This is a genomic window from Granulicella mallensis, assembly GCF_014203225.1.
Classification (GTDB): domain Bacteria; phylum Acidobacteriota; class Terriglobia; order Terriglobales; family Acidobacteriaceae; genus Granulicella; species Granulicella mallensis_A.
In genome coordinates this window covers 24,702-42,129 of record NZ_JACHIO010000005.1, presented here as the reverse complement: position 1 = coordinate 42,129, position 17,428 = coordinate 24,702, and the positions used below count along the sequence as shown (strand labels likewise).

Annotated in this window: 11 protein-coding genes and 2 pseudogenes; 7 read left to right on the top strand and 6 right to left on the bottom strand. The window is 53.2% G+C overall.

The genetic code is table 11. The annotated features are described in order from the left end of the window. The first annotated feature begins 118 nt into the window (after window positions 1-118). Window positions 119-892 carry a helix-turn-helix domain-containing protein gene (locus tag HDF15_RS06565; RefSeq protein WP_184253908.1) on the top strand — a complete coding sequence of 258 codons (774 nt, stop codon included), beginning with the start codon at window positions 119-121 and terminating at the stop codon, window positions 890-892. A gap of 1,113 nt (window positions 893-2,005) precedes the next feature. Next, a complete protein-coding gene (locus tag HDF15_RS06560; protein WP_184253907.1) occupies window positions 2,006-2,470 on the top strand; it encodes a helix-turn-helix domain-containing protein in 465 nt (154 codons plus the stop codon). 175 nt (window positions 2,471-2,645) lie between these two features. Here the strand turns inward: HDF15_RS06560 and HDF15_RS06555 are convergent, their stop codons facing one another. Continuing rightward, window positions 2,646-4,100 (bottom strand): catalase, encoded by a 1,455-nt coding sequence (locus HDF15_RS06555; RefSeq protein ID WP_184253905.1) that lies wholly within the window; start codon window positions 4,098-4,100, stop codon window positions 2,646-2,648. Between the two features lie 608 nt (window positions 4,101-4,708). Between HDF15_RS06555 and HDF15_RS06550 the strand changes: the two genes are divergently transcribed. The 4 genes from HDF15_RS06550 (at window position 4,709) to HDF15_RS06535 (ending at window position 10,199) form a co-directional block, all read left to right on the top strand. Further along, window positions 4,709-6,169 carry an NAD(P)/FAD-dependent oxidoreductase gene (locus HDF15_RS06550; RefSeq protein WP_260330896.1) on the top strand — a complete coding sequence of 487 codons (1,461 nt, stop codon included), beginning with the start codon at window positions 4,709-4,711 and terminating at the stop codon, window positions 6,167-6,169. Window positions 6,170-6,562: 393 nt separating this feature from the next. Continuing rightward, window positions 6,563-6,841, top strand: coding sequence for a hypothetical protein (locus HDF15_RS06545; protein ID WP_184253902.1), 279 nt, complete (start codon window positions 6,563-6,565; stop codon window positions 6,839-6,841). A 237-nt stretch (window positions 6,842-7,078) separates the two neighbouring features. Beyond that, window positions 7,079-7,633: a carboxymuconolactone decarboxylase family protein gene (locus HDF15_RS06540; RefSeq protein WP_184253900.1), complete on the top strand. Its 555-nt coding sequence runs from the start codon at window positions 7,079-7,081 to the stop codon at window positions 7,631-7,633. Window positions 7,634-8,981: 1,348 nt separating this feature from the next. Further along, a complete protein-coding gene (locus tag HDF15_RS06535) occupies window positions 8,982-10,199 on the top strand; it encodes an immunoglobulin domain-containing protein (protein WP_184253898.1) in 1,218 nt (405 codons plus the stop codon). Window positions 10,200-10,332: 133 nt separating this feature from the next. On the opposite strand, the gene HDF15_RS25770 is transcribed toward HDF15_RS06535, so the two are convergent. Further along, entirely contained in the window at window positions 10,333-10,647 is a 315-nt protein-coding gene (locus tag HDF15_RS25770) for a hypothetical protein (RefSeq protein ID WP_260330895.1), read from the bottom strand. Between the two features lie 732 nt (window positions 10,648-11,379). Here HDF15_RS25770 and HDF15_RS06525 point away from each other — a divergent pair. Further along, the gene (locus tag HDF15_RS06525; RefSeq protein ID WP_184253896.1) at window positions 11,380-11,721 is read left to right on the top strand and encodes a bifunctional 2-polyprenyl-6-hydroxyphenol methylase/3-demethylubiquinol 3-O-methyltransferase UbiG; all 342 of its coding nucleotides are present in this window, start codon (window positions 11,380-11,382) and stop codon (window positions 11,719-11,721) included. 502 nt (window positions 11,722-12,223) lie between these two features. Here HDF15_RS06525 and HDF15_RS06520 read toward each other — a convergent pair. The 4 genes and pseudogenes from HDF15_RS06520 to glmS form a co-directional block, all read right to left on the bottom strand. Continuing rightward, a pseudogene (locus tag HDF15_RS06520) lies at window positions 12,224-13,154 on the bottom strand (ISAs1 family transposase). A 365-nt stretch (window positions 13,155-13,519) separates the two neighbouring features. After that, window positions 13,520-14,140, bottom strand: a pseudogene (locus tag HDF15_RS06515) (AAA family ATPase); the annotation flags it as partial. 510 nt (window positions 14,141-14,650) lie between these two features. Beyond that, entirely contained in the window at window positions 14,651-14,854 is a 204-nt protein-coding gene (locus tag HDF15_RS06510) for a hypothetical protein (protein WP_184253894.1), read from the bottom strand. 385 nt (window positions 14,855-15,239) lie between these two features. Beyond that, window positions 15,240-17,195, bottom strand: coding sequence for a glutamine--fructose-6-phosphate transaminase (isomerizing) (glmS, locus tag HDF15_RS06505; protein ID WP_184253892.1), 1,956 nt, complete (start codon window positions 17,193-17,195; stop codon window positions 15,240-15,242). Window positions 17,196-17,428 lie beyond the last annotated feature (233 nt).

Here is a 17,428-nt window from a genome sequence, read left to right as displayed (position 1 = left end):
GTGTGCTTAACACTAGTTATTGACAACATTTGATAACGGATGTCCGGGCTTTCACCATTATTTGCGATATTGAGGGACCGGATCGCAAAGCTATATAAAGTAGCGAGAACGGAACGATATGATAGTCACGATCAGTAAAAATGAGGATTTAGAGCTTAGAAAAATCGAGATGTCCAATCAGACCATCTCTTTGGTATTGGACCCTGGCTATGTTGATTTCGGTTTCACCCCAAAATCAGTAGGCCGTCTCAACTACAACACAAATGACGTGTTCCTTTTTCCCCGCCATAGGCAGATGTGGTTGAGGTCTATCAAATCGAATGTGATGACAGTCGTCATCTCTGATGAGGCTTTAGCCACCGTCGGTAAGGGAGCTGATAGCAGCAAAATTCATTGCGCGAAATATCTCAGAGATGATCGCATCAGCGCTCTGATGGTCGCGGTAAATGCAGATCGGCTTGTCGGCTTTCCGAGCGGGAAGCTGTTTCTGGATTCAATTGAGCTTGCTCTTGCCGCAGCACTAGTGGAGAGGCACACAATGCAAACGGCCGTTAGTCGTGGGGCTGGTTTAACCCCGATGAGACTGCGGAGGGTTCTTGAACTTGTTGAGGCAAATCTGCAGCATGATCTCTCTCTACAGGAGATGGCAGACGCTGCGGGTCTAAGTGTTTGGCATTTCTCCCAACTGTTCCGGAAGAGTATGAGCACAACACCGCATCAATTTCTAATGAGGCAGAGGGTAGAGCGGGCAAAGGATATGCTACGAGATCCTAGTGTTAAAGTCGCGGATGTTGCCTTTGCATGCGGTTTCAAAACACAACAGCACCTCGCGCGCGCTTTTCGAAACGCCTTTGATGTGAGCCCGACGGAGTACCAACGAAAACGGCGATGATGGGAACGATTCAGTCTCTATGACGCCTGTATACAAGTCGAGTTGGGTCTTCAATTACCTTTCAAAATCCACCTTACCCGTGACGAGAGCTATGCGCCGTTTGTGCAGTTAGCGTGTGTAGGTTAATTGCATCCGCCCGATACGGACTGATAGGTCTTGTCTCACCTGCAAATTTGTTTCGGTCTCTTGGATTGCTCTTCTCTGGGCAGCCGGGTCGTTGTGCGAATCTCAAAGTGCCATCCGGCGTCGATAGTAAATGCACTGCAGTCCCCTTGTTCGGCGAGCGATGGGCATTTTCAGCGTGCAAATAAATGTATCCCAAGATTTGGTCTAAATAAGCAAGTTTTGACATGTAACGTGCAGGGATACCTGATTAACTAGCTCTTGTAGATCCATAATTTGTGGGTTTGGAATAGTCCATCTTCTATAGCTCGTTGTGACCTTGAAGATAAACGTTGTCGCATTTATTGGGGAAAGTTTAGTGCTCAAGTAGCGAATTCAATTGGGTCCCAGGACTTCCACAGATCTGTGGAGATCCTCGCTGAGAGTGGAATAAATTCGTAACACTTCTGTTAACCCACCACTGCGTTCAGGTAGGCTATGAAACCTTGGTCATTCATTCCTCAATTAGATCAGCCGAGAGAACAGATCTATGAAGAGGGAATCCCTCATTCCGGCTCGTCTCTAATCTTGCCCGAACTGGAATGGTGCAGGAGGCCGTCACGTGATCCCCTTTCTCAGGAAGATGGACTAAAGGCGACCCTCTCTCGATGGGTGCAGCCGGAGTTGGGGCACCCAGTCGAGTATTCATCCAAAGGGGAAGATAACTCCCATGTGCTCTCGATCTTCTGTAGTCCAACAAGGGGAGAGTGGTTCGCTGCTGGTAAACCGTTTTATAGCGGGCGAGTTTCAGCAGACTCCGTATGGTTGAGGGAGCCATCTCAGGCTGCGCGCGTGGTCTATTACGAAGGAGTCAGGAGCTTCCGCGTGTACCTGCCCCAAGAACTATTAGCCGAGTGCTATGAGGGAGCATTCGGACATCCTCCTGATACGGACCTGGTCCTGTCCAGCTCGAAACGTTTGGGTTGTCCCATAGTCAGAAGACTCGTTCAAATGCTTATCAATATTGATAGTTTCGGCTCGCCCGCCGGTCCGACATTTGTTGATGGGATAAGCTTAGCTCTTGCCTCACGACTCTTCGCCCTGAATTCGAAGGGAATACAATCACCGTTGGTCGATACACAACCTAAAGCCTTGACGAAGTGGAGATTAAATAGGTCGATCGACTATATTGAAGCAAATCTGTTGCGGCCAATTTACCTGATTGAGCTGAGCAATGCAGTTGGTCTTTCTCGCATGCATTTTGCGAGTCAATTTCGTGCGGCGACTGGTTATGCTCCAAATCGCTATATCCTTCGTCGGAAGATCGCTCACGCACAAACTCTGCTCAGAGATCCTCGGATGCCGATCGTTGACATCGCACTGCTGCTTGGATTTAGAACGCAGGCTCATTTCACAGTTGTCTTCAAGGGTATTGTGGGGCATCCACCCGCTTATTGGCGGAAGCATTGTTGCTGACGGGATGATTGGGCTCATCCACCGTGTTACTCAACTGCGTGTGGCGCGGTACGGTGTCCGGCTAAGCCTGGTCAAGCTCCCAACTCGATCATCGAGTTGGGAGCGGTAAGTAGCCCAATCCTGCATGTGCATAGGATCGCCCTTATTGTTGACTTAGTGCTTGCAGCGCATTTCTTCAGGCCTTCACAAGGTGGTCGAGGTGGAGAGCTCGCGCGACTCCTGCACCATAGGCAGCATCTGCACGGGTGCAATTTGCTACATGACGCTCGAGAACCTCCTGAGAAGCGCCTGCGATATTGCGCGCGGTGTTCTCAAACAGCACCTTTTGTTGTTCAGGACTCATTAGCCGAAAGAGGGCTCCGGGCTGTTCCCAATGATCGTCGTCGACGCGGTGATCCCAATGATCGGCATTGCCTTCTATCGCTAGTGCAGGCTCAGCGTACTCCGGCTGATTGTCCCACAGCCCTTCAGCGTTAGGATGGTAATTCGTTGTGGCGCCGAGGTTCCCATCTGTGCGCATTGCCCCATCTCGGTGATACGAATGAAATGGGCATTGTGGCGCGTTTACCGGAATATGATTGAAGTTCACTCCGAGACGATATCGCTGTGTGTCTCCGTAAGAGAACAAGCGTCCCTGTAGCATTTTGTCGGGTGAAAAGCTGATTCCTGGGACGACATTGGCGGGAGAGAATGCTGCCTGCTCGACCTCTGCGAAAAAGTTTTGGGGGTAGCGATTAAGCTCCATCACACCAACCTCGATGAGAGGGTAGTCTGTCTTCGGCCAGACCTTAGTCAGATCGAAGGGATTATGCTGATGGGACTTTGCCTGCTCCTCTGTCATGACCTGAATAAAGAGGGTCCATCTCGGGAACTCCCCTCGCTCTATCGATTCCAATAAATCACGTCCATTGCTCTCGCGATCGTTTGCTATGAGTGCTGCGGCCGCTTCATCAGTAAGATTTGCAATACCTTGCTGGGACCGGAAGTGGAACTTCACCCAGACCCGGTGGTTTTCGGCGTTAATCATCGAGAAAGTATGGCTGCCAAAGCCGTGCATATGGCGAAAGGACCTTGGGATACCCCGATCAGACATGATAATGGTCACCTGATGCAAGGCTTCAGGTAGAAGCGTCCAAAAGTCCCAGTTATTTTGGACGCTTCTCAGTCCGGTCCGCGGGTCGCGCTTGATTGCATGATTGAGATCCGAAAAACGCAGGGGATCGCGAAAGAAGAAGACAGGCGTGTTGTTACCGACGATGTCCCAATTGCCATCTTCAGTGTAAAACTTAAGCGCAAACCCACGGATGTCGCGTTCCGCATCGGCTGCACCGCGTTCGCCTGCCACGGTTGAGAATCGGGCGAACAGGGGAGTCTGTTTCCCTACCTCGGAGAAGATCGCTGCCTTTGTGTAGCGCGTAATGTCGTGGGTCGTTGTAAACGTTCCATAAGCTCCCCAGCCCTTTGCGTGCATTCGACGTTCGGGGATCACCTCGCGATCGAAATGAGCGAGTTTTTCGATGAGCCAAATATCCTGGAGCAGCGCGGGGCCACGGGGGCCTGCTGTTTGGATGTTTGTGTTATCTGGGACGGGTGAACCGGTGGCATTTGTGAAGCGTTCAGTCTTAGACATGAGTGCTCCTCGCTTTCGAGTGTTAAATTTGTAATGACACAAGGGCTGCCGTTGTAGGTTCTTCGCAGCTCCTCCGTATTGGTTTGCTCGGTGAACCCAAGTTGGGTTCGTTGCGGCTCAGTGGCAGGACATGGATATAGCCAGACTGAGAGCGCCCTGGCATAGTGCAGAGGTTAGTGCCTTTCCGAGGACAGAAGGCTCGTACTTAAGGGGAGTGTAGGCGGAATGAAGGTGTTAGGTCTTTCGCGATAGAAGTAACTTTGTGAGAATGCACGGTGGCGAGTCGCTTCGGAACTCTGACATGGTGCGGCTCTATCGAGAAATGGAGCTACGACTACCTCTGGAGATCAGGTGTCATTGGGAATCCTTGTTGTGATGCGAAAAGATTCTGATAGACGTGCATTTTGATAAAGTCCAGGTTATTTGGAAAAGACCACGGGGTCTGCTTGTTCTAAGATTCAGATGTACAGTTCGGATTCAATATCAATCGGATGATAGCAAGGCCATTCTGCCCTGAGGGAGGAGCGATGCTGCCATCTGAACCTCGGCACAGGTCAAGTTCTGTGCGATATCAACGTGTGAATCGAAAGTCTTTTCTGGTGATATGAATGACTTCTAACGATATGAACATTGTGGTGTCCGCCCAAGTGGAGATCGATGCCGGATTGGCTTCGGCGAATATCGAATCGTATGATGTGATCGTTTTGGGCAGCGGAGAAGCAGGAAAATATATTGCCTGGAACCTCGCGTCGAGCGGAAAAAGAACAGCCTTGGTTGAACGTCGTTATATTGGTGGCTCTTGTCCAAACGTAGCCTGCCTGCCCAGTAAAAACTTTGTTCATTCTGCGAAGGTGATTCACACTGCTGAGCACATAAACTCATATGGGATCCATGCCGTGGATTCCCGGGTTGACATTACGGTCATACGAGGCCGGAAGCGTGCTATGGTCGATGGCCTGGTCGCGATGCATCAGGATCGCTTTGCCAAAAGCGGGGCGGAGTTGATTATTGGCCATGGCAAATTCATAGGTGCTAAAACTCTGAAAGTGGATCTTGCCGAAGGAAGTAGCCGTACGCTTAAAGCAGAGACCGTCGTCATTAGCACCGGCTCGCGTTCTTTTATAGATGCAACTCCCGGGTTGGTAGAAGCAGAGCCACTGACTCATGTGGAGGCTCTTGAGCTCGATGAAGTTCCCAGGCATCTAGTTATTCTTGGCGGAGGCTATATTGGTTTAGAGTTTGCTCAGATTATGAGGCGTTTTGGTAGCCAGGTCACTCTCGTTGAGCGCAACTCTCGACTGTTGCACCGGGAAGATGAAGACGTATCAGAGCTTCTTCTCAAGATCTTCACTGCCGAGGGAATTGAAATCGTAACAGGCGCAAGACTGAAAGAAGTTCATGGCCTATCAGGTCAAAGTGTCACTATCGATTTTGAACAAGATGGAGAGCTAAGAGCACTAAAGGGAACTCATCTTATGGTGGCCGCGGGGCGTGTTCCCAACACCTTTGGGATTGGATTGGATACGACTGGTATCGAGCTTACCTCACAGGGGTTTGTCCATGTAAACGAATATCTGGAGACGACCGTGCCAGGTATCTTTGCGGCAGGCGATTGCGCCGGTAGCCCACAATTTACGCACATTGCTTTTGATGATTTTCGCGTTATACGGGATAGGCTATCCGGATTGCAGCGATCAACCGCTGGACGCCTTGTTCCCTCGTGCTTATTCGTTGATCCAGAGCTGGCTCGAATCGGCCTCAGTGAGGTAGAAGCAAAACAAAAGAAAATTCCCTATCGTCTCGTAAAACTGGCGATGAAGGCTGTTTTGCGTACCCAGACTACAGGAGAGACGGAAGGGTTTCTCAAGGCGCTTATCAGCACGACAGACGATACGATTATCGGTTTTACTGCGTGCGGTGCCTCCTCGGGGGAGATGATGGCACCCGTTCAGCTTGCGATGAGTGCGAAGCTTCCTTACACCGTTCTCCGTGACTCCATCTTCGCGCATCCGACATTCGCCGAAGGCTTGGTGTACCTTTTCTCTCAGACTCCGACTTTAGTTGCTTGACCTAAATAAGGCTCTCTGGCCTCGTTCGCTTCCTCACATGCCAGCCTCTGAATTCAGGCGGCGCTTCAAGCGCAATATTTTCAATAGCTTGCTTGGGTGTGCTATCCGGCTCCCACGAGAGTTACCCGATCACCCCTCCCGATATCCCGGTAGAGGGATATCGGGAGGGGTGATTTCTTCATCAATAATCGAGTTTGCGCTGCTGATCGCGGCTTTCACGTTCATGACGGAATGGACACCGCGATGGGGGCAATGCTGGCAGAAGTATCTGCCGAAGAATGACCAGCCTCAAAACTTCTCGTCCTTTTTTGCTGGATTTACGTCGTGGCAAACGTCTCCTTGCAGGCCTATCTTGCAATAAGAAGGTTAGCAACAACTAAGGAGGACCTGATCATGAACACAAGTACTTCAATAGCTTTTCATTCGGGCGCGTTGATTCCCCATCGGACTCATAGAAGGGGTAAGAATAACGATTCGCGTACGTTCCCCACGAAGATCGGCACGATTGCAGAAGGGGTCGTCCACACGTTAGGCCATGCAACTTCGGGTAGTTCAGAAAAGTTCTATCAAGATCATGTAACAGCCATCTTCATGGCACTCTACGCTGAGGTTGCCCTCGGGCCACTATTGGGAGCGCTGGCAATCTCTCTTTATAGCCATTGGGCAATGTAGCTTACAACTGCGAGTGGAAGTCAGGCACCAAAGACAGAAAACACTCAAGTGTAGACCAGGTATTCGATGTCCGATTGTGCTGCGTTCGTGTTGCGGCGGTATTCCAAATGTTTGGTTCCGCTCAATGAACGCATAGATCTAGAGCAATGAACACGCAATTTCGGAACCCTAACGTAATCACGAAAGACTCGTTCCACGGTTTTTCGTACACCATCTGTAAACACATGGAGAAGATCAATGCCACGCATCTCACCTATTTCAGAATCGACCGATGCAGCTGTTACTGCAGTTCTTAATGATATGAAGGCTCGGAGGGGTAGAGCACCAAATGCTATGGCTACTCTCGCGCAGTCTTCGGCTGCTTTCAACGGCTATCATGCTTTCAAAAAAGCTCTCATGAAGGGGGGCTTGACAATCCGCCAACGAGAAATTGTAGCTCTGGTAACTGCGCAGGAAAACGCCTGTCAATATTGCCTCTCAGGTCACACCGAAGCTGCTGCGACTGTCGGCCTAAGTTCCACTGACATTCTCAATGCCCGGACAGGAAAGAGCGACAACGCGCTGGATAACGCCATCGCAACTTTCGCCCTGAAGGTAATTCAGCAAAGAGGCTTGGTAGATGATGCTGATCTTGTTGTCGCACGAGAGGCTGGAGTTGACGACGCCTTAATGGTCGAGATTGTTGCCAATGTTGCCTTGAATACCCTCACAAACTACAATAATCGTCTCGCTGAAACAGAGATCGATTTTCCTGTAGTTCAGCTTGAACTGGAAGCGTTATCGAATCAATAGCCTGGTTGGAGTTGATAGCACTTCACGAAATGCCTATTGTTAGCTGTGGTGACTGAGCATCGCAAATCAGTCACCACACCGAACCCGCCAGGTATGGTGCGGGAGCGGACAGGTGAACTATGGCCAACTTAGCGGTATGAGCTCTAGTCGATAGAAATCCTGAACGAACAATAGATCCCGCAACATTTAAGACATTGCCACTCGACTGCGTTATCACCGAATTCCCTACCGTCGAGCTACCCGTGAACACGGGGATCGTACCCGAGATACCGCTACCCGTCACAGTCTGCGCGGACACACCTATCGTCAATAGCATCAACCAAGGCGCCAGTAGTACTATCTTCATCTGCATTTTAAGCAAGCCTCTCTCTTTCTCCACTAGGGAGCATGTCTTGAAAGAATGTTATGAAATGATGGAATAGAAAGTCACATGCAGCGGCTATCTAGGTACAACTCAGCATAAGGTGGCCTTAGATGACTCGAAACGTATTTAATGGAGGGACTCTACCAACTGCTATAAACGAGTGGATACGTTGCGTGACGGCTTGTAGCAAGACAACTTATATCAGGACGATTAGCTTCCAAATGTCAGAATAATGTCACCAAGTTCCTCTTGCCGATGCTAAGAGCACGCTGGACTGAAGTTGCTTATTTGAAGGTGGCGACATCGTAACGAACGAATAGTAGTTCATCTCCGCGGCTCCAAGGCCCGTCAGGACCGGGACGTGATACCGTGTTCAGCGCTACTGGAAGTGCTGAACAGCCACTAGCAATAGCTCCCTACAAGCCAACCGAAAACAAGCGTGATCGTTTAGGGCAATGCACGGTAATTCGCCAGACAAACGTGACACCTTTTCGAAGGCGGAAATGGATGGTTGCAATGTCAGCTATATGTACGCGAATACGAGCCACCCCACCCTGATCAGAGCGCAGACTAAGTATCGCGAGCCTATAATAGTCTGCATACGAGTCCATGGATCTTGATGGAACGTGGGTGTCAAACGATGAATGATTTGGCTTTAGTACTGATTTGTCGATTTGGTGTGGTTATCCCGATAAACGCTCGATCACCGTGCATCACCGGGTGCCCAGTAAATCTATTGTTCGCTTGATGATTTCACTCTACCCCGGCGATCATGTCAAAGCACATCGAACGAAGATGGTCCTTATGGAGATGCCCCCTACTTCTGGTGCTATGGCGAGAACAGCACCAGACAGGCCATGAGCAAATCATTCTGAACTTCAAAGCGCGCAGGCCCGTCTCAACCACCGTGCCGCTTGAGTTTATTTCGGTAACTTTTTTTAATTCAGCGCCACATTATTTATGAGCAGTAATCGAGGGCATACTTTGAGACAGCTTTGGACAGGCCGACGGCTCTTCGCAGCACTTCTATCTCTGGGGATTACGCTTTCTTTCACCGGTTGCGGAGGCGGTAACAACACCACGGGCCTAGACAGCCAGGCAGTCCTCATTACAGTACAGCCGTTGAGCCAGACTACCCCGGTTGGCCAAACTGCGACCTTCACAGTCGCTGCTACAGGTACATCATTGCTCACCTACCAGTGGAGCGAAAACGGCGCGAAAATTGCCGGTGCGACCGGCACTTCCTACACCACGCCTGATGTGGCATTGGGTGCTGGTGGATCGACAACAGTAGGCTCCTTCCAGGTGGTCGTCAGCAACGGTGTCAACTCGGTGATGAGCAATGCTGCAACGCTCACCGCAGGCCCGAGATCACCCAAAGCAGGCGATCTGCGGTACTTGCTCTGGCAGCAGGCGGACGCTCCAGGACTCTTTAGCACAGGCGGCGGGTCTGGTGAAGTTGAAGTATCACCTAGCGGCATCATCGATACGACCGCTAGCCAAGCCTTGGGTTCTCCGCTCGGGATGGGGTCTTCTTTCGCCTGTGGCGATGGCGCGTGTACTTGGTCTTACATTTTCCAGCCATTGCCTACGGCAACCTCCGCGCTCAACATGTACTACAAGGGCGGGATCTATTCCAATTTCACCTCGGACCTGCAATCCTATGCAGCCGCTAACATCGTGTTCACTTCGATGGATTTTGAGCCTGCGGAAAATGCCTATGCCGTGTCGTGGGTCCAAACAACGCAGCCAAGCGGGTTCGACTACCGGCTCGACCCCGTCGTGCCCGCTGGGACAGAGCAGCAAACTCAGATTCAGGCTCAGGCGACTTTGGATGGAACAGAGAGCAGAATTGTTACGGCCGTCTCTTTAGACGCGTCTGGCAACGCCACCCTAATCTCTTATGGCTGGACCGGAGACACGACAACTGTCTACGAAACTCAAACGATAGCCGTTCCGCCATCGACTTCGATATCTCCGGCGGTTGTTTCTGCGGCAACAACCTTGGCCAACGCGGGCTACTTCATCAGCGCCTTTGGCGGCAACGATACCGACGGATATATCCTCATTGGGGCGCGCGTTAAGGGCGACACTCTGACGCGTTCGATCACTCAAGCTTCCACTGCAACGCAGCCGCCGTACCAAACCCCTGTTGTGTATCTCAAAGAATTGGGCGTCGATACAATTATCACCGAGAAGTGACATAACCACTCTTTGCCGGCGCTTCAACCCTACTGCGTAAAGAAGTGCTTCACCTGCTGCACAAAAACATCCCACCCATGCCGCTGATCGCCTCGGTCAGCGGCAGTTGATTCGGGCAAGCCTGAACGCAGTTCTACGAAAAGTCGCACGCCTGGATACCGCCAACGCAGGCCAGCGTCCGCAGCCGCTCTTCCTTCAGTACCGAACCAGCCGGGTCCATGTCGAACAACTTCACCTGAGCAATCCCGCCCACAAAGGTAAACGCAAAAGAGTTGGCTCCATGGCGCACACCGCATGAAGAAGTTCTGTGTCGTGAAAGGTTGCGCCAATCGCTTGGTTTGATCGGCGGCATTGAGAAGTAGAAGCAGTACAGCTTCTGCGAAACATCGGCACCTCCAACGGCCGCAATGAGCTGTGAATATGTCGTGATGATTAGCTGGCTTTGCACTTCCGTCCGATACTTCCTATTTTATTGGGTGATCGCTCCGAGATATCACCCAGGTCTTTTCGTGGTACCTCATGAGCTCTCACTCAAAAGCTCCAGCTAAAGTGGACCTCCTTTCATTGTTGGTGGAGGACGTTTTGGGGCTCGCGTGGAGGTTCGTGCTGCAACCGGGAGAGTTAATAACTCTGCTGCTTTCCAAGCGGCATTGAGAGCCTTCTTGAGTTTCTGAACCGACACGAGAGCGGTCTTCGGGTGCCGGTGCTTGTGATAAATCACCACCGTATCTACGTCCAGTCCACTCCAGCGATCGGGCGAGTCGTCAGTTCGTCGTCAAAAAGCGTTCCTTCTCAGATCAGAGTGGAGCCGTGACCTTCTTTGATTACCATCTGCACATCGGAAGAATGTGAGGCATGCGAATACTCCTCGCTCCTGATGCTAGCGTCGTCGTTAGAGCAGCCGTTCATGTGCGTAGGGGATGCCGTTGTGGATGGTACACAGCACTGGCAGATTGTCCTGCAAATTCACGGATTTCCAGGCGGCTTTACGGGCAGGGGGATAGTCCCTCCGCAAGTAGGCACTTAGTACTCTCAGATGACGCTAAATCGCCGAGACACCCGCCGACCTTTCTTAAGGTGAGCGCTTTCATAGATAATCGAACGGTGCCAACGATCTCTTTCACGGACGCATTCTCGCAGCTACACCACTGCATCGACCCCCTATATTTCTTCCGCTCAGATGATCCTGGAAGCAGGCGGCGGCTCCTGGAGCCACATAAACATCCCGGCCAGTGCTCAGATCACCGTCGTCGACATCTCCGCAGAACAGTTGGAAATGCACCAGACTGCCCACCATAAGATCCTCGGTGATCTGCACGTGGTCGACTTGGGCACATCTTCCTGCGACGTCGCCATAATCTGGAACGTGATCGAACACCTGGAGAACCCAGCACTCGTTTTAGATAAACTCCGCGACGCACTCCGCCCCAACGGAGTCATCATCATCGCAGCACCGCATCCAGCTTCATTACAGGCCATGGTCACGAAATGGACGCCCCACTGGTACACGTCTTTATCCTGAGACACGCTTTCAAGAACATGGCTGCCGGTCTCCCGGGCTTTCCGCCCTTCGAAACCGTACATCACTCGGACATCGATCCCCAGAAACTCACAGCGTGGGCACACGAGAGCGGCCTTGAAATCTTGTTCTACACCGCATACGAAAGCACCCGCCGCGCGGCCCTGCAAAAGAAATGCCCAGTGATTGCATTTTTCTGGGGCATGACGATCTTGTTAGGCAACAAGTTCAGAAGCTCGGCGCTTGAGGCCAGCGACTATTTCCTCGTCGTCCGAAAGCCAGGCTGAAGGCCAAACGCAACGTGTCATTTGAGACAGGTCCGGTAGCCAGCGCCAAAGGCGCGTCATATACCAGCCAGGGGCGAAGCCCTAAGGAGACTCTGCACACGTTCTGCGACCTATGCTGATTAATCTACTAGTATAGCGCCGAGTCTTTCTATGGCGCGGCGGCTCTGTTGATTCATCAGGGCAATCGCATGAAGAAAAGGCGAAGTGGGTGTGGGAGGTCAAGCGAAGCCCAGTAGATGAGCTCTGTAAGTGTCGCTAGTAGCTGCGATGAATCGTCTGGCCTTGATGCCGCTTTTTCGTTTGACCGGGTCCAGGCGGATGAGGTTGAGGGTGATGTGTTCGAGGGTGGTTTTCCCGTTGATCTGGCGTTCGCTTTCGATGACCGCAAAAGATTTCAGGTCAGGCCACTGTTGGGGCTTATGCAGGCACTGCAGGTGGTCGAAGACCGTGCAACGGCGTGTCTCGATACGGCCATGGTCCTTTTCCACGCTTTCGGTAAAGCGATGCCAGGTGTGGGTGGCCGGATGGGCCTTGAAGCTGCTCCAGAAGTCCTGGATCGAAGCAGCCAGCTTGGGCTGGTTGTCTTAACGGCGAGAACATAATCAGCGCCACCATCCCGGATCGCTTGTGCAATGTTGGCCTGAGTGCCCATGGCATCGATGGTCACGGTGCAGCCTTGCAGGGCAAGGGTGGCCAGCAGTTCGGGGATGGCCGTCTTCTCATTGGACTTCTCGGCCGTGGCCCGCTGTCCCAATACCAATCCAGCTCCGGCGGCAAAGGCGGAGACCAGATGTAGGGCCGTGCCATCGACCTTACCCGAACGGCGGCTGGTCTTGCCGTCGATGGCCACCACCTCCACCCCCAGCGCCGGAAGGCGGCTTCAAATTCCTGCGCGTCGATCAGACCGAACAGCCGTCCGAACGTATCATGCGAAGGGATACCCTTGGCCAACGGAATGTACCCGCGCAACCAATCCAGCTTTTCCTTGGCCCACAACTCAATCTCTACAAACGTATCCGCTGCCACCAAAACCGCGTTCACCGCCACCACCAACAACTCCGCCAAATTGTGCTCTACCTTGCCCTTTTGCCGTGGATCTCGGATCGATACAAACACATCCGCCAATCGCAGCTGACCTCCTGTCTCCATGAAACCTTCATAGAACAGAACAGCAGCACACCTCATTCAGCGTAAGTGCCTTTCCTTATCCTCCACCTTCTATCTTCGCCTTCCCTTCATGCAATTGCCCTGTGTCGGGTTGACAGCAATGATTGCGGTGAAGAAAGGTTAACCTGTTCGTTTACGCTGATCGAACAGCTTGGCTTCCCAGGGATGATCCATGACGTATCGGCTGGCTTATGTGGGCCCCCGGTTACCCCCCATCGCGAAAGCTTTCGCCGACCATGAAAGACGTCGGAATATTTACGCCATAACGCCAAACCCGGATTAGCTCGTTTACCTGGCGAACGCGCGAATTTGTCCACGCGAGCTAGCGAAAGCTATCCGGATCGGCGTCAAACTCCGGAGACGTGAAGGCCTTCTTCGTCCACCGGTGCGCTGCGTCGGCTGGCAGGAAAAATGCCGTATTTATTTTCGAGCGCGGACGGCGCACACCAGGACATATCTGCCGAGCCTCCCTGACTGGCGCGGATGATACTTGCAGCCGCAAGGATCGGGTTTCCTGCAGCTTGCCGCACGATGGTTGTGAGGTGCGATCGGTTCTTCGTCGCGAACGTCTGGCTTTCTACTTCTCCGACAGTGGGCAACTGAGCAGGATCTCCTACAAATAGGACGAAGGCATTGGGCAGGTGCCGCTTGATATGGCGGTATAAGTCTTCCGAAACCATACTGCATTCGTCGACAACCACGACATCGGCTGTGATGGGTTCAGCGTCTCGCTCTCGTTCATAGACGAGCCGATCTGCATGAGGTTTTGGAGTTAGGCTGAGGACGCTATGGATCGTCCGGCAAGGCACGTCCTTGATGTCGGCTTCTATCAACTTGCGCTTGAGGACCGCAACCGCCTTATGCGTGGGCGCACTGAGAACGATGCGACGTCTCTTTGCCAGCATGTTCTTTGTTAGCCGCTGCATGAGATAGGTCTTGCCCGAGCCAGCGTGCCCTGTAAGCAGGTAAAACCGCCTGGCTCGTAGGCGGCTTCAATTTTACGGAGTGCCTCTGCCTGGTCCGTCGTAAGTTCAGGGTCGGTGGAGAGGTCTTCGACTGGGGTGGGTGCAGCCAGATCTAGAGCAGTTGCCGTTGCGACATCGCTGTTTCGCTGGGGCTGCGACGGTGGCGAGAAGAATGTCTCTTGAGAATCCGCTTCCGGTTGTGCCTAAGTGAGTCGCTTGCGCCAGTGTCGCGCGAGATTGGTCCGCCGACCGCCATTCGAGTCCGGATCTTTCATCGCTGGGATTACTGTAAACGAGGTCGACCGTATTCCTTAGAAAGGACATCGGCTTTACCAAGCCCTGCATTCCCAAGTAAAACACGGCCCCGAAGCAACGCCTTGTAATTACCTAAACACTAAGCACTGAGCAGGGGTCAACATTGGTGTACAGATCCAATAATGTTGTGCGTTTCTGGGTAATGCTGTGCAGTTCCGTTTCCACGAAGTTATGGCAGGGACTGGTGTAGATGTACGGTTACACCCCTACTAAGCGAGCAACCAGTTTTTTATCCCCATCCACAATGGCTAGTCCATTGCCCTTCTCACGCTCGCGTTCGGCAACCTTCAGAATGGCAAATGTTCGCCGCACTACGTCGATCTTGTTCGTGCCTTCCCGTTTGGCAATCGTCGCAATCAACTCATTTACGTCGGCAGGAAGTTCAATAGTCATACGCGGCATTGGCACCTCTTTGACGCCCAATGTAGCACTAAGACAGAGCGGATTCAAACGTCTTCGACACCCACAGGACTTACGCAAGAAGCTCGAAGCGGCATCGAGTTAGCTTAGGCACAATTCCAAATAATGCCTGGATTTTAGGTATCCGAAAATTTCAAGTTGAAAATAAATGGTTTACGATTTGTAATTCCCAACAACATTGGTCATTGTTTATGCTGTCATAAACAATGAAAACAAATGGGTTATACCCCATAACCATCTAAAGCGTTATTCATTCCACACCAAGCCACGACGGTGGCCAACATTGATGAATTGTGGCCAATATTGGTGAACAGTGGCCAACATTGATGTACAACTCCAAACAACAGCAAAGACGGCATATTTTTAGCTACTCAACAGTCACGCTTTTCGCCAGATTCCTCGGCTGATCCACATCGCACCCTCGCCGCACGGCGATGTGGTACGCGAGCAGTTGTAGAGGCACCACTTCGAGGATGGGCAATAGCAGCTCATGGCTCTGCGGAATGTGGATGACATGTTCCACCAACTGGCCGATGTGCTCATCGCCTTCAATGGCAATGGCGATCACGCGGCCGGAGCGGGCGGTGACCTCCTGGATGTTCGAGAGTGTCTTTTCGTACTTCAGCACGCTGCTGGGGTCGCTGGGATCTTTGGTTGCGATGCAGACCACCGGCAGCGTCTCGTCGATCAGCGCGTTGGGGCCGTGCTTCATCTCGCCGGCGGGGTAGCCCTCGGCGTGGATGTAGCTGATCTCCTTCAGCTTCAGCGCGCCTTCGAGCGCGATCGGGTAGTGGATGCCGCGGCCCAGAAAGAGGAAGTCGCGGGCAGTGGAGAAGTGCTTCGCCAGCTCGTGACACTGGTCGTCCACTGAACGCAGGATCTCTTCGATCTTGCCCGGAACGCGTGACAACTCCGTCACCAGATGGAGCGAGGTGGCGTCATCCACCGTGCCGCGCACCTGCGCGAGATACAGCGCGAAGGTGAAGAGCGCCGTGAGCTGAGCCGTGAAGGCCTTGGTGCTGGCGACGCCAATCTCCGGGCCGGCGTTGGTGGTGATCGTGCCCTGCGCGAGACGCGTAACCGCCGCGCCCACCACGTTGCAGATGGCCAGCGTCTTCGAACCCTTGGCGATGAGTTCGTGCTGTGCCGCGATGGTGTCGGCCGTCTCGCCCGACTGCGTGATGAGCAGGCCGATGTCCGTGGGCGAGGGGATCGGGTCGCGATAGCGGTACTCGCTGGCGTAGTCGACGTCGACCGGCAGGCGCGCCAGGCGCTCGATCATGAACTTGCCCGCGAGCCCGGCGTGCCAGCTCGTTCCGCAGGCCGCGATAGTAATGCCCGTCGCGGCGCGGAACTCCGCAGGCGAGATCTTCATGTCCGGCAGGAAGACCTTGCCGGTCTCGAGCGAGACGCGGCCCAGCGTGGTGTCGCGGACGGCGCGGGGCTGCTCGTTGATCTCCTTGAGCATGAAGTGCTTGTAGCCGGCCTTCTCGGCCTGGATGGGGTCCCACGTAATATGTTGCGGCGTGAGGGTGCGGACCTGGCCCGCGAAGTCCGTCAGCTCGATGCCCTGCGTGGTGAGCGTGGCGACTTCTCCGTCCTGCAGGAAGTAGATCGTGCGGGTGTGGTGCAGGATGCCGGGAACGTCAGAGGCGAGAAAGTATTCGCCCTCGCCGATGCCCAGCACCGCGGGCGGGCCCATGCGCGCGGCTACCAGCTTGTCCGGCTCGTGCGCGGAGAGCACGCCGATCGCGAAGGCTCCGGTGAGGCGCTTGACGGCGCGGCGAACGGCTTCTTCGAGCGATAAAGAGGGCGGGGCAGTGAGGACGGTTTGAGATTCGTCGCTGCCGTCGATTGCCTCCGAGGCTCCCTTCAAAGCTTGTGTGACCTGAATAGTTGCTGCGAGTTCGAGTTCGTCCTGGATGACGTGCGCGATGATCTCGGTGTCGGTTTCACTGGCGAACTTATGGCCTTTGGCGATGAGCGCGTTCTTAAGCTGCAGGTAGTTTTCGACGATGCCGTTATGCACCACCACCAGCGTTCCGGTGCCGTCGCGATGCGGGTGGGCATTCTCCTCGGTCGGGCGGCCGTGCGTGGCCCAGCGCGTGTGGCCGATGCCGTAGGTTCCGTGCACGGGGTCTTCGCGCAGAATCGCGTCGAGGTTGCGGAGCTTTCCGGGAGCACGGCGAAGCTGCAGCGCGTGGCCTCCGCCGGCAACGGCGATGCCTGCGGAGTCGTAACCGCGGTACTCGAGGCGCGCGAGACCTTCCATGATGACAGGGACGCAAGGCTTAGGTCCGATATAACCGACGATTCCACACATAGGTAGCAGTGTAGACCGTGAAAGACAGGGAACAGGAATTAGAAAACAGAAAATAATCAGGCAGAAGAGGCAGGGTGATTTGACATGATGGCGGTGAGCTTGCGGTAGCATCGAAGCGTTCTGGGAATGCTGTCGCAATAGTTTGCAATAGCTGTAGGCCTAGGCCTTGGCCTTTGTTTGTTTTTCGTCGTCATCCTGAGGCGCAGCCGAAGGACCCCCGCATCTTGTTCGTG

Bases quoted from the DNA above. Each gene is read 5' to 3' on its own strand.
- HDF15_RS06560 (WP_184253907.1), top strand. From the start codon at position 2,006: ATGCTTATCAATATTGATAGTTTCGGCTCGCCCGCCGGTCCGACATTT.
- HDF15_RS06545 (WP_184253902.1), top strand. From the start codon at position 6,563: ATGAACACAAGTACTTCAATAGCTTTTCATTCGGGCGCGTTGATTCCC.
- HDF15_RS06555 (WP_184253905.1), bottom strand. From the start codon at position 4,100: ATGTCTAAGACTGAACGCTTCACAAATGCCACCGGTTCACCCGTCCCA.
- HDF15_RS06550 (WP_260330896.1), top strand. From the start codon at position 4,709: ATGACTTCTAACGATATGAACATTGTGGTGTCCGCCCAAGTGGAGATC.
- glmS (WP_184253892.1), bottom strand. From the start codon at position 17,195: ATGTGTGGAATCGTCGGTTATATCGGACCTAAGCCTTGCGTCCCTGTC.
- HDF15_RS06525 (WP_184253896.1), top strand. From the start codon at position 11,380: ATGATCCTGGAAGCAGGCGGCGGCTCCTGGAGCCACATAAACATCCCG.
- HDF15_RS06540 (WP_184253900.1), top strand. From the start codon at position 7,079: ATGCCACGCATCTCACCTATTTCAGAATCGACCGATGCAGCTGTTACT.
- HDF15_RS06565 (WP_184253908.1), top strand. From the start codon at position 119: ATGATAGTCACGATCAGTAAAAATGAGGATTTAGAGCTTAGAAAAATC.
- HDF15_RS06510 (WP_184253894.1), bottom strand. From the start codon at position 14,854: ATGCCGCGTATGACTATTGAACTTCCTGCCGACGTAAATGAGTTGATT.